The sequence below is a fragment of the Acidovorax sp. JG5 genome, assembly GCF_017939685.1.
Taxonomy (GTDB): domain Bacteria; phylum Pseudomonadota; class Gammaproteobacteria; order Burkholderiales; family Burkholderiaceae_C; genus Acidovorax.
Genome location: NZ_JAGKSE010000027.1, coordinates 1 through 12334, shown reverse-complemented (window position 1 = coordinate 12334; position 12334 = coordinate 1). Strand labels below are relative to the sequence as shown.

At 62.3% G+C, this 12334-nt stretch carries 11 protein-coding genes; 1 reads left to right on the top strand and 10 read right to left on the bottom strand.

What is annotated here, in order from left to right; genetic code table 11:
- Nucleotides 1–112 precede the first annotated feature (112 nt).
- Nucleotides 113–889 carry an exodeoxyribonuclease III gene (xth, locus tag J8G26_RS17115; RefSeq protein ID WP_210570404.1) on the top strand — a complete coding sequence of 259 codons (777 nt, stop codon included), beginning with the start codon at nucleotides 113–115 and terminating at the stop codon, nucleotides 887–889.
- A gap of 228 nt (nucleotides 890–1117) precedes the next feature.
- Here the strand turns inward: xth and ntrC are convergent, their stop codons facing one another.
- The 10 genes from ntrC to J8G26_RS17065 all read right to left on the bottom strand — a co-directional run.
- A complete protein-coding gene (gene ntrC, locus J8G26_RS17110) occupies nucleotides 1118–2719 on the bottom strand; it encodes a nitrogen regulation protein NR(I) (RefSeq protein WP_087744724.1) in 1602 nt (533 codons plus the stop codon).
- Between the two features lie 39 nt (nucleotides 2720–2758).
- Entirely contained in the window at nucleotides 2759–3781 is a 1023-nt protein-coding gene (glnL, locus tag J8G26_RS17105) for a nitrogen regulation protein NR(II) (RefSeq protein ID WP_210570443.1), read from the bottom strand.
- A 71-nt stretch (nucleotides 3782–3852) separates the two neighbouring features.
- A complete protein-coding gene (locus tag J8G26_RS17100; protein ID WP_210570402.1) occupies nucleotides 3853–4365 on the bottom strand; it encodes a hypothetical protein in 513 nt (170 codons plus the stop codon).
- 210 nt (nucleotides 4366–4575) lie between these two features.
- Nucleotides 4576–5991 (bottom strand): type I glutamate--ammonia ligase, encoded by a 1416-nt coding sequence (glnA, locus tag J8G26_RS17095; RefSeq protein ID WP_210570401.1) that lies wholly within the window; start codon nucleotides 5989–5991, stop codon nucleotides 4576–4578.
- A gap of 170 nt (nucleotides 5992–6161) precedes the next feature.
- Nucleotides 6162–6983, bottom strand: a complete 822-nt coding sequence (locus tag J8G26_RS17090) for a molybdopterin-binding protein (RefSeq protein ID WP_087744718.1) — start codon at nucleotides 6981–6983, stop codon at nucleotides 6162–6164.
- On the bottom strand, nucleotides 6980–7891 hold the full coding sequence (locus J8G26_RS17085) for an EI24 domain-containing protein (protein ID WP_246881454.1): 912 nt from the start codon (nucleotides 7889–7891) through the stop codon (nucleotides 6980–6982). The genes J8G26_RS17090 and J8G26_RS17085 overlap by 4 nt, the downstream gene beginning before the upstream one ends.
- Nucleotides 7892–7950: 59 nt before the next feature.
- A complete protein-coding gene (locus J8G26_RS17080) occupies nucleotides 7951–8976 on the bottom strand; it encodes a sterol desaturase family protein (protein WP_210570441.1) in 1026 nt (341 codons plus the stop codon).
- Between the two features lie 66 nt (nucleotides 8977–9042).
- Nucleotides 9043–9855 (bottom strand): polysaccharide deacetylase family protein, encoded by an 813-nt coding sequence (locus J8G26_RS17075; protein ID WP_210570398.1) that lies wholly within the window; start codon nucleotides 9853–9855, stop codon nucleotides 9043–9045.
- A 4-nt stretch (nucleotides 9856–9859) separates the two neighbouring features.
- A complete protein-coding gene (locus J8G26_RS17070) occupies nucleotides 9860–10846 on the bottom strand; it encodes a beta-propeller fold lactonase family protein (RefSeq protein WP_349238336.1) in 987 nt (328 codons plus the stop codon).
- 66 nt (nucleotides 10847–10912) lie between these two features.
- A partial coding sequence (locus J8G26_RS17065) for an IS66 family transposase (protein WP_210570394.1) occupies nucleotides 10913–12334 on the bottom strand: 1422 nt, incomplete at its 5' end.

Below are 12334 nucleotides of genomic sequence, written 5' to 3'. Positions count from 1 at the left end.
CCGCGATTCGTTACCAAAAGGGGTTTAAGAGATTTCATTTGGGGGCCTCTTTGGGAGCCTCAAATGAATCAACAAAATATTAAATCTTTAAAATCAACAGGATAAATTACTTATGAAAATTGCCACCTGGAACGTCAATTCCCTCAGCGTGCGCCTACCCCAGGTGCTGGCCTGGCTGGCCGCCAACCCGGTCGATGCGCTGTGCCTGCAGGAGCTCAAGCTCACCGACGACAAGTTTCCGCACGATGCGCTCAAGGCGGCCGGCTACGAAGCCGCAGCCTTTGGCCAAAAAACCTACAACGGCGTGGCGATCCTCAGTCGCCACCCGCTGCGCGACGTGGTGCGCAACATTCCTGGGCACGATGATGAGCAAGCCCGCGTGATTGCCGCCACGCTGGACACACCCACGGGCCCCTTGCGCCTGCTCAACGGCTATTTCGTGAACGGGCAAGAGCCAGGCTCGGAAAAATTTGCCTACAAGATGCGCTGGCTGCAGGCACTGCAGGACATGGTGCGCGCCGAGATGGCGGCGCATCCGCGCCTGGTGCTGGTGGGTGACTTCAACGTGGCGCCAGAAGACCGCGACTCTTACGACCCCGTGGGTCTACGCGAAACCATTCACCACACCATCGAAGAGCGCACGCACTTCCAGGCCCTGCTGGGGCTGGGGCTGACCGATGCCTTTCGCATGTTCGAGCAGCCCGAGAAGAGCTATTCATGGTGGGACTACCGCATGCTGGGTTTCCAGAAAAACCGGGGGCTGCGCATCGACCATATCCTGGTCAGCGATGCGCTGCGCGGCTCTGTCAGCGCCTGCACGATCGACCGTGCGCCGCGCAAGAACCCGCAACCCAGCGACCACGCACCGGTGGTGGTGACGCTGGGCTGAGATCGTAAACACGATCTCAGAAGCCAAGCCGCTGCCCAGCAACGCACCACCGAGGCCTTGCGGCCCCGGGGCTTGTGCTTTCCTCAATCCGGCAGTTGGATGCGCCTGCCGGTGCCGTGATGGGGGTGCCAGGCAAGACGCAACGACGCCGCAGGCTCATGCCAGCTTTTAGGTTTACTATGTTTTTCATAGCTGCAAGCGCTTGGTACATAAGCGCAAGGCAGCGATTTAGCTCTCATCCGGCGCATCAAGCCCCAGTTCCTGGATCTTGCGCGTGATGGTGTTGCGGCCAATGCCCAGCCGCTGTGCAGCCTCCATGCGCCGGCCGTGGGTGGCAACCAGCGCTGTGCGAATCAAGCGTGATTCAAAGCGCCGCGTGAGGACATCCCATACATCGGTTTGCCCGCCCGCCAGCAGCTTTTGCGCCTCGGCTTCGAGTGCATGCTCCCAGCCACCGCTGCCAGCGGCATTGGCGTTGGCGGTGCCCGGCACGGGCGCGGTGCCTTCGTTCACCAGAAGGTCACCGCCCAACTCCGGCGCGAACACCGGCACCGCGCCCGAAGCGGGCGCGGGTACAGGGGCCGCATGGAGCGAATCAGGGCGCTCGACCACCACCGGTGCAGCCACGGTGCGCGCAGGTGCCTGATAAACCGACGATTCCAGCACCTCGGGCGGCAGGTCTTGCAGCGAAATCACCTGCGCGGGCGCCATCACGGTGAGCCAGTGGCAGATGTTTTCGAGCTGGCGCACATTGCCCGGAAAGGCGAACTGCTCCAGCCGCGCCAGCGCCGATTCGGCGATGCGCTTGGGCTCCACGCCCAGCTGCCGCGCGCTTTGCTGCAGAAAATGGCGCGTGAGCATGGGCACGTCTTCGTGTCGCTCGCGCAGCGCGGGCAGGCGCAGGCGGATGACGTTGAGGCGGTGGAACAAGTCCTCGCGAAAGCCGCCTTCCTTGACGCGCTTTTCCAGATCCTGGTGGGTGGCCGCAATCACACGCACATGGGCTTTGACGGCCGCATGGCCGCCCACGCGGTAGAACTGGCCATCAGACAACACACGCAAGAGGCGCGTCTGCAGATCAAACGGCATGTCGCCGATTTCATCCAGGAACAGCGTGCCGCCCTCGGCCTGCTCGAAGCGGCCACGCCGCTGCGTCTGCGCACCGGTGAAGGCGCCGCGCTCATGGCCGAAGAGCTCGGATTCGAGCAGGTCTTTCGGGATCGCCGCAGTGTTGATGGCCACAAATGGGCCGTCGGCGCACGGCGAATGTTTGTGCAGCGCACGCGCCACCAGCTCCTTGCCCGAGCCCGATTCGCCTGTGATCAGCACTGTCACCTGGCTCTGGCTCAGGCGGCCGATGGCGCGGAACACGTCCTGCATGGCGGGCGCCTGGCCCAGCATCTCGGGGGTTTCGGCCTGGCGTTCTTCCGTTACTTCCTCGCGCTGGCTTTCTTCCACCGCGCGACGGATCAGCTCGACCGCCTTGGGCAGGTCAAACGGCTTAGGCAGGTATTCAAAGGCCCCGCGCTGGAATGCCGAGACGGCGCTGTCGAGGTCGGAGTACGCCGTCATGATGATGACGGGCAACCCCGGCTGCAGTTCGCGCACTTTTTCCAGCAGCTGAAGGCCGGAGCCCCCGGGCATGCGGATGTCGCTCACCAGAACCTGGGGGCCTTGCCGTGCGGCGTCGCCCACGGCAATTTGCGCCAGCGCTTCCAGCACTTCGCGGGGGTTCGTGAAGCTGCGCGTGGGCAGGTTCTCGCGGGCCAGCGCTTTTTCCAGAACGAAGCGGATCGAGGGGTCGTCATCTACTATCCAGATCGGCTTCATGTGTTTTTTTACCTTCGCTGTGGTTGCATGTCGGGGACCTCAGGGCAAGGGAATCAGGATGCGAAAGTCGGTGCGACCCGGTACGCTGTCGCATTCGACCAACCCATGGTGGCGTTGCACGAAAGTTTGCGCCAACGTGAGCCCCAGTCCTGATCCGCCGTCCCGACCCGACACCAGCGGGTAAAAAATCCGCTCTTTGATGGCATCGGGCACGCCCGGTCCGTTGTCGATGACATGCAATTCCAGTGCCAGCCGATATCGCTGACGACCAAACGTGACCTGTCGGGCCACGCGGGTGCGCAGCGTGATGACGGCATCGCCCTTGGCAATGCGTTCTGCCAGGGCCTGGGCCGCGTTCTGCACGATGTTCAGCAAGGCCTGGATCAGCTGGGCGCGGTCGCCACGGAACTCGGGAATCGATGCGTCGTAATCGCGCTGCACGGTCAGGCCCTGCGGGAATTCGACCAGCACCAGCGAGCGCACGCGCTCGCACACCTCATGGATGTTGACGTCGCCCACCAGATGCGGGTGGCGGTGCGGTGCCAGCAGCCGGTCTACCAGGCTCTGCAGACGGTCGGCCTCGTGGATGATGACCTCGGTGTATTCAGTCAGCTCGCGGCTTTCCAGCTCCATCTCCAGCAGCTGTGCGGCACCACGGATGCCACCCAGCGGGTTCTTGATCTCGTGGGCCAGATTGCGAATCAGCTCCTTGTTGGCCTGGGCCTGGTCGAGCAGACGCTCTTCACGGTCCTGGCGTGCATGCTGTTCCAGGGGCCACAGCTCCACCAGGATTTCGCCCACCTGCTCGGCATCGGCCACATTGACATGCACGGGCACGGGGTCCTGGTGCAGACGCTTCAAGCTCGCTTCGTAGCGCAGCGCGGCAAAGTCCTTGCCACGCGCACCGGCCAAAGCCGTCTGCAGCAGCGTAGGGTCGGTGAAGAAGGAGGAGAAGTCCAGGCCTTCCAGCGTGCGCCGCGACAAGCCCAGCGTGTTCTCCAGCGCCGCGTTGGCAAATTGCACGGCGCCGTCTGAACGCAGCACCGCCACCAGCGTGGACATCAGATCCAGCGGATGAAAGCGCTCCGTTTCAGCGGCGGGCGAATCGGGCAGCACCAAGCGCTCCATCCCGCCTACTTCGAGCCGGCTGGAAGGCGCGCCAGCTCGCGCCGGATTCCGGCCAGGTCACTCTCGCTGCGCGCAACACTGGCCTTGAGTTCGGCCGTGCGCTCCAGGTAAACCTGGGGATTGCGCAGGTCCAGCGCATTGCGCTCGGGCGCACCATTGTTGTATTCCTTGAGCAATTCGGCGTGGCGTGCCTCGGCCTTGCGCAACTCGGACTCCAAAATGGCGCGGGCATCCGCATCGCGTGCGCGCTGGTCGTTGTTTTCCACCCGTGGCGCACCGGCGGGCGAGGCGGTAGTGGCAGTGGTGGAAGCTGATGCAGCAGCGCCCGATGCCGCCGCCTTGGGGCGTGTGCCCTGCACCACCGTCACGTTGCCGCCCTCAACCAGCTTGCAGCCGCGTTCCTTGGCCTGGGCGGCGTTGTTGGTGTATTCATTGCCGCAGCGGTAGATGCGATCCTGCGCCCAGGCAGCGGGTGCCAGGGCGGCGATGACTATCAGGGTAGTGAGCGATTTTTTCATTCAGTGTCCTCGCACATGCTATGCAGGGGTGCTGTTGAGTATCCCCTAATCGCCACGCATCACCAATTGAGCAACCGCAACCGATACAGGCTATTGGGAAAGGATGCAACAGATGATGGCTTGGTTCCTGACCCGACCTCAACATATCGTGGCACCATGAAAAAAGGCGGCTTGCGCCGCCTTTGGATGCCATCGCCTGCGGACAGAGGATTACAGCGAGTAGTACATGTCGTATTCGACCGGATGCACCGCCATGCGAAAACGCGTGACTTCGCTCATCTTCAAGTCGATGTAGGCGTCGATCATGCTTTCGGAGAACACGCCACCCTTGGTCAGGAAGCCACGGTCGGCGTCCAGGGCTTCCAGTGCTTGGTCCAGGCTGTGGCAGACGGTTGGAACCAGCTTGTCTTCTTCAGGCGGCAGATGGTACAGATCCTTGGTTGCGGCTTCCCCGGGATGGATCTTGCTTTCCACGCCGTCCAGACCCGCCATCAGCAGTGCCGCAAAGCCCAGGTAGGGGTTCATCAGTGGATCGGGGAAGCGCGCTTCCACGCGACGGCCCTTGGGGTTGGCAACGTAAGGAATGCGGATCGAGGCAGAGCGGTTCTTGGCCGAGTAAGCCAGCTTCACCGGGGCTTCGAAGTGGGGCACCAGGCGCTTGTAGCTGTTGGTGCCAGGGTTGGTGATGGCGTTCAGGGCACGGGCGTGCTTGATGATGCCGCCGATGTAGTACAGCGCAAAGTCAGACAGGCCTGCATAGCCGTCGCCGGCAAACAGGTTCTTGCCGTCTTTCCAGACCGACTGGTGCACATGCATGCCCGAGCCGTTGTCGCCGTGGTAGGGCTTGGGCATGAAGGTGGCGGTCTTGCCATAGGCGTTGGCCACGTTGTGGATCACATACTTTTGCAGCATGGTCCAGTCGGCGCGCTCGACCAGGGTGCTAAAACGCGTGCCGATTTCGTTCTGGCCCGCGCCCGCCACTTCGTGGTGGAACACTTCGACCGGAATGCCCAGCGATTCGAGGATCAGCGACATTTCGGCGCGCATGTCCTGCGTGCTGTCGACGGGAGGCACGGGAAAGTAGCCGCCCTTGAGGGTAGGACGGTGGCCACGGTTACCGCCTTCGAGCTTGGCGCCGGTGTTCCAGGGTGCTTCGTACTCTTCGATTTCGTAGAAGGTGTGGTTGGGCTCGGTGCTCCAACGCACGCCGTCAAAGATGAAGAATTCGGGCTCGGGGCCGAAGAATGCCGTGTCACCCAGACCCGATGCCTTCAGATAGGCTTCGGCGCGCTTGGCCACCGAGCGGGGGTCGCGGTCATAGGCCTTGCCATCGCTGGGCTCAATCACGTCGCAGGTGAGGATCAGCGTTGTTTCTTCGAAAAACGGGTCGATGTTGGCCGAATTCGGGTCAGGAATCAGTTGCATGTCGGAGGCTTCGATGCCCTTCCATCCGGCAATCGACGAGCCGTCAAAGGCATGGCCCGAAATGAACTTGTCTTCGTCAAAATGCGAGACAGGCACCGTGGTGTGGTGCTGTTTGCCACGGGTATCGGTAAAACGGAAGTCCACGAATTTGACTTCGTTCTCCTTCACCAGCTTCATTACGTCTGCAACGGTCTTGGCCATCAGGTTCTCCTGGGTAAAACGCTTGTTAAAAAAGTCTGCCAAGCGAAAAGCAGTTTGCGTGCCAGGCGAGTGCCTTGCCTGCACTGGGACGGAGCACTCAGGGCAAAGCCGCTGAAGCCCCGGCACCAAATATCACCAAAACGGTGCATTCATGCATTTTTTAGAGCTCACTACAGGTTTCGCACCAATTCAGGGCCGCATCGAGCACCAATGGCGTGCAAGCCCGTTTGCAGGCCTGCCCACGCAGCAGGAACGTCTGCAGCCGGTCCCTTCACGCCCAATTCTATGTGGCGCCCATATTGCGGGTGATCAACGCTGGGCAGGCTGAACACCCGGATTCCGGGGTGCTCTTGCTCAATGCGTTGCATCAGGGGCGTGAGCACCGCCTCCAGCGAGCCAAAGACAATGACGGACTGTTCGGTCTGCGGCGAACAATTGAAAAGATGCGGGTATTCGTGGTCCAGCACCCATGCGATCATGGGCCACGCCATCACCGGAAAGCCCGGTACAAAATGCACTGCCCCGCCTCCCGGGCCATTGCAGCTGAAGCCGGGGATTTTGTTGTAGGGGTTGGGCACGATGCGCGCGCCCTGGGGAAACATGCCCATGTTGAGCCGATGCACGTTGTCCGGACGGTCTGCCTCATAGGGCACGCCCTGCTCGCGCGCCACATCCTGCATGCGCTCGCGGATCAGGGCCTCGGCTTGCGGGTGCAGCACCAGATCCGCACCCAGCGCCCTGGCCGCGCACTGGCGCGTGTGGTCATCCGGAGTGGCGCCAATGCCGCCGCATGAAAACACCATATCGCCCGACGCGAACGCACGGTGCAGCGTGGCTGTGAGGCGCTCGGGACTGTCGCCCACATAGTCAACATACGACAAGGCCAGCCCGCGTGCCGCCAGCAACTCGATGACCTTGGGCATATGCTTGTCGGCACGCTTGCCCGAAAGAATCTCATCGCCCACGATGATCAGGCCAATATGCGAACTCATGGCAATTCTTTCTCCGAAATGAAGGTTGCATCAGGGGCTGCGCCGGGGTGGACTGCAATGGCCACAGCAGCTGGATCGCTGGCAGGGGCCACCGTTGCCGACGGCGCACCGCCGCCCTCCCGCCGCAGGCGCTCCAGTGCGGCAAGGCAGTAATGCGCAAACCACAGGGAAGAGAAGGCAAAAACCAGGGTGTAAATCCAGATCGCCAGCGGTACCAGAACAAAAAAAGCCGCCGCAAAAACCACGCCGGAAGCCCATACGAGGCTGGGCGCCGCGCCCAGATAACCGGTCAATACACCGATTCCCAGCAGGCTGGTCCGGTGGCGGCGCAATATCTCGCGCCGCTCATCCTTGCTGGCATGCTCGGCCAATGCATCGAACGCCATGACGCGGTAGGTAAGCCAGCCCCAGATCAGCGGCGGCAGCACCAGCACCAGAGGCGGCACCAGCCACAATGGAATCGACACCACCAGAGCAACCACTGCCAGCACGGTGGAACCCAAAGACCACACAGCGCCAGCCCAGAACGATCCGCCCCGCTTGCGCTCGAGATGGGGAAAACGACGCTGTGCCACCAGGGCCACCAGTGCGGGCGTCATCAGCAGCGCGACTGCCAGCAGCGAAACCATCACCAGCACGGGCGTGACGACCAGGATCACCATGAGTGGTGCCATCACGGCGGTCACATCGCCCACGCCCCAAGCGTGGAGCCAGCCCCAGAAGGTAGCAAGCAGCGTGGAAGACTCCAGCATAGAGCGCATGCCCCGTACGGCACCATCCCAGTAGAAATAGCTCAGGGCGCCGCCCAAAACCCCGATCAGCAGCAATGGCACCATTGACAGCATGATCACGCGCGGGCGCAGGCAATACACCGCTGCGCGCCAGAAAGAATCAACCAGGAGTCCCATGTCGGCAAGCATACCCTGACCGCCTGGGAAACGGCTCAATGGGCGGCTTGAACGCGGGTTCAGGCCTTTCCAACCAGCCTGAGCACGCCACGCCATTGCTGGGACCAGAACCCCCTGCCATAGTCGCGCAGGCGGCCCTGCGGATCGGGCTCCACCTGGTCTCTTACGCCCGTGGGGTCGTAGCGGAGCTGGAAATCGGCCGTACCAAACAACATGTCCCACCAGGGCAACAGCACGCCGAAGTTATGCCCGCCCAGGACTGCCTTCCGCCCCGTGGGCGGCAGCGTGCCTGAGGCCATGTCGGCAGAGGGATGCGCCGTTGGCGTGGTCTCATGGCCGAAGCCAATGGTGTGGTGCCGACGGTGAAACCGGGGGCTGATCCACAGCCGCTCACCCCAGCGGCCAAACCACAGGCGCAGGTTGGCGTGCTGAAAGCTCTCGCTCAGCTGGGTGATCGCCACGATGGCAATGAATTGCCCGGGAGCCACGCCAATGGCTTGCGCCACGATCACCAGCAGCGTGTCTCTGAGCACGTCATCGAGCAGATGGTTGCGGTTGTCGCTCCACATCGTCATCTGACGCTGTGCATGGTGCAGGGAATGCAGGCGCCACCACCACTCAAAATGGTGCTGGCCTCGGTGCAGCCAGTAGTCCACGAAATCAAAAACGACCAGGTAGAGCAGCAGGCTGACCCATGGAATGTCCGTAAGCCCAGGCCACAGGCCATCGAGCTGCAGCGTGCTGATACCAACCACCCGGAGCGAGCCAAACAGCATGTCCGCCAAGGGGGCAACGGCAAAGAATAAAAGCACCCGAAACAGGCCCAGCCGGTGCAGCAGGGTATAAGCCATGTCGGTGCGGATGGTCGCCCGGTCGGTGATGGGCTCCACCGGGCGCCAGCGCTGCAAGGGGCCAAACACCGCCACGATCACCACCAGTTGCAGCAGGCCGACCAGTAACCACCCGGTGGCCGCGTATCCGTTTTCCAGCAGATTGCCAAGCCCCAAGGCAAAGAGCAAAGGCTGCAGTGTGGACTCGAACAACCACTGCTGCGCCCCGTTGAAGGCGTCGGCCCACCATTCCATCATTTCACCCCTTTGTCATTGTTTTGCGCATGATGATGCGGCCCGATCGCCGCGATCGCGCCCCCATCAACGCAGATGACCTGCTGCGTAATCCGGATGCTCGCGCAATGTGCGAAAACAGAAGCCTTTCGCCTTCAACCCCACAATCAACGGCTCCAGCACGGCAGGAGCCCAGGCATCTTTGCGTGACCAGATGCCCAGATGCGCTATCAGGATGTCGCCACTGCGTATGTCTTGCAGCGACTTGCGCAGCAGCGCTTCGTTGCTGAATTTTTCACTGGACAGCTCATCCCCCAAAAACCCTGCCGGCGCCCAACCCACATGGGTGTAGCCACACGCCTTGGCGCTGGCGATCAGTTGGGGCGATGTCTTGCCGCCGGGTGCCCGGAACAGGGGCAAGGGTTTCTGCCCTGTAAGAGCCTGCAATCGATCCGCAGCACGACCCAGTTCTTCACAGTATTCCGGCGCGCCCATCGTGAACTCCTGCCCCTGCCGCGGACCGGCCGAGGGCCGCACGCGAAACGCCGGCGCAGCCGCATCACCGAGGTCCGCACGCCAGTAAACGTGGTTCCAGGTGTGGGATGCAAAGGCGTGGCCTTCCGCACCGCGGGCGCGCCACCACGCTGCCCAGTGCGCGCCCAGGCTGCCAGCGCCCTGCTTTGTCGGCTCTTGCGCGGCAAAAAAGGTCACCTGGACCTGCTGGCGTTGCAGAACATCCGCGATCAGCGGCGCCACCTCCATGTGGCCGGTGTCGAAGGTGAGGTAGAGCGGTTTTTTACAGTCGTTTTGAGCACTAGCGCTTATGGGTAAAGCGCAAGAAGCTATCAAAAATGAAGCATTTACAGCCAACCCCCTGTACCGCAGAATCGCCTCGCGCATGGCGTCACCGGGGTGCGTGCTGCAACGTCCATACGCCATGGGGCGACTTCCCTACAGCGACTTGCCGCACCACCGTGCCAGCCTGGGTATCCACCACCGAAAGCTTGCGTGCCCAGCGTGAGCTCACGTAAATCCAGCGGCCATCGGCCGACACGTCCATGCAATCGGGCCCCCCCGGCACAGGATAGGTGGCAACCACCTCTTGCGTCCCCATGTCAATCTTGCTGATCGAGTTGGCCACGCGGTTGCTGACATAAAGATGGCGACCGTCTCCCGCAGCCCGGAAGGCATGCGCGCCATTGCCGGTGGTGATTTTCTTGATACTGCGCGGCTCACGTCCGGAAATATCAAACACCTCAACCCCATCGCTGCCGGTCAGCCCGACAAAAAGCCGCCGATCATCGCCACTGCCGTATACGTCCGCCGGCATGGCGCCCGTCTTGGTGCGCCACTTGATGGTCTGCGTGGCGATGTCCATGGCAACGAGTTCATCGCTGTCCTGCATGGACACATAAACCGTGGTGCTGCGGCTGTCTATCCACATGTGGCTGGGTGTGCGCGACGTGGCCACGCGCTTGACCAGTACGGGCTCGTTCCCATCCCAACGGTAAAAGTCGACATGGTTGAGCCGGTTGGCCGCAGTGATGAGCCACTTCATGTCAGGTGAAAAGCGCAGATGGTACGGATCGACAATGCCGCGGACAGTCCGCTGCACTTGCGCCGTCCGCGGATCCACGAAGGTCAGCGTGTCGGCCAGCGCATTGGCCACAATCAGGGATTTCTCATCCGGCGTCAGGTACAGATGGTGCGGCTCCTTGCCCGTGGGAATGCGCACAGATTCGGTCCAGGTGACGGGATCGATCACGCTGACATTGGCCTCCAGCGAATTCAGGACAAAAACAGGAGGCGGCGCGGAAGTTGCCGCATTGGCCACGGACAACGCTAACCCAGCCAAGATGGCGCAGCAATGTGCAGCAGAAAAAATCTTCACAGGAACCCACTTTCGTAAGCGCACGGCAAACCCATGTTGACCGCCGATGGCGACCATTGCTGACGATCAGATGTCAGTGGGCTGCCAGCGGTGCGGCAAGAGCTCGTCGATACGGCTGGCCTTGTGCGTGGGCAGCCTTGTGAGCACGTCCTGGAGGTAGGCATAGGGGTCATGCCCGTTCATGCGCGCCGACTGCACCAGGCTCATCACCGCCGCCGCCCGCTGGCCCGCGCGCAGGCTGCCGGCGAACAGCCAATTGGCTCTGCCAATGGCAATGGGCCGGATCTGGTTCTCGATCCAGTTGTTGTCCACGGGCAGTTGCCCGTCATCGACGAAGCGTGTCAACGCCGTCCAGCGCCTGAGGCTGTAATCCAGGGCCTTGGCCGTTGCTGAGCTATCGGGCAGTTTCTGCCGCTGCAATGTCATCCACTGGTGCAACGCATCCAGGATCGGCTTGGTGTGCTGCTGACGAATGGCTTTGCGTTGATCGGCGTTCAGTTCCTTGACCTCGCGCTCGATGTCATAGACCTTGGCGAATTGCTCCAGCGCGAACCCGGCAAGCTGGCTTTTGTTCGCCGCATGGAGGTCAAAGAGTTTGCGCCGGGCATGCGCCAGGCAGCCCACCTCGGTCACGCCACTGGCAATCAGGGCCTTGTAGCCGGCGAAGTCGTCGCAAACCAGTGCCCCCTTCCAGTCGCCCAGGAAGTTGCGGGCATGCTCGCCAGCCCTGGACTCGCAGAAGTCATACACCACGGCTTTCATGTCTTCGAACGCCCCTGGCGCGTAGGCCCACAGGTAGGCGCGATGCGTCGCTCCCTTGCCAGGTTTGAGCATTTGCACTGGCGTCTCGTCGGCGTGCAGCACACGGTGGCCGAGTATTTCCGCCTTGAGCGCATCGACTAGCGGCTGCAGCCGCACGCCGCAGGTGCCTACCCACTGCGCCAGAGTCGAGCGAGGAATGGCCAGACCGGCGCGCGCAAAGATGCTTTCCTGACGGTACAGCGGCAAGTGGTCCGCGTATTTGGCCACCAGCACCTGGGCCAGCAGGCCGGTGGTGGGGATGCCTTTGTCGATCACATGCGCTTCAACCGGCGCCTGGGTGATGGTCTCGCATTGGGCGCAGGCCCACTTGCCACGGATGTGACGCTCCACCGTGAACACGCCGGGCACATAGTCGAGCTTTTCGGCCACGTCTTCGCCGATGCGTTTCATCTGACAGCCGCACTGGCAGGTGGTCGAATCGGGCTCGTGGCGGATCTCGCGGCGCGGCAGATTGGCCGGCAGCGGCTGGCGTTTGGGCTGTTGTTTGGCTTGCGGGGCAGCGGCCGCAGGCTGCAGCTGCTCGATCTCCAAGCAGACAGCCGCCAAGTCGGCCTCGATCTCGTCTTCGAGCAAGCTGCGCTGCTCGGCGTTGAAGCGCTCGGACTGTGCGGCGAACTTCATGCGTTTCAAGAGCGCATTCTCGTGGGTGAGCTTGGCGTTGAGCGC

Bases quoted from the DNA above. Each gene is read 5' to 3' on its own strand.
- xth (WP_210570404.1), top strand. From the start codon at position 113: ATGAAAATTGCCACCTGGAACGTCAATTCCCTCAGCGTGCGCCTACCC.
- ntrC (WP_087744724.1), bottom strand. From the start codon at position 2,719: ATGAAGCCGATCTGGATAGTAGATGACGACCCCTCGATCCGCTTCGTT.
- glnL (WP_210570443.1), bottom strand. From the start codon at position 3,781: ATGTCCACGCTGGTGGCGGTGCTGCGTTCAGACGGCGCCGTGCAATTT.
- J8G26_RS17100 (WP_210570402.1), bottom strand. From the start codon at position 4,365: ATGAAAAAATCGCTCACTACCCTGATAGTCATCGCCGCCCTGGCACCC.
- glnA (WP_210570401.1), bottom strand. From the start codon at position 5,991: ATGGCCAAGACCGTTGCAGACGTAATGAAGCTGGTGAAGGAGAACGAA.
- J8G26_RS17090 (WP_087744718.1), bottom strand. From the start codon at position 6,983: ATGAGTTCGCATATTGGCCTGATCATCGTGGGCGATGAGATTCTTTCG.
- J8G26_RS17085 (WP_246881454.1), bottom strand. From the start codon at position 7,891: ATGGGACTCCTGGTTGATTCTTTCTGGCGCGCAGCGGTGTATTGCCTG.
- J8G26_RS17080 (WP_210570441.1), bottom strand. From the start codon at position 8,976: ATGGAATGGTGGGCCGACGCCTTCAACGGGGCGCAGCAGTGGTTGTTC.
- J8G26_RS17075 (WP_210570398.1), bottom strand. From the start codon at position 9,855: ATGCGCGAGGCGATTCTGCGGTACAGGGGGTTGGCTGTAAATGCTTCA.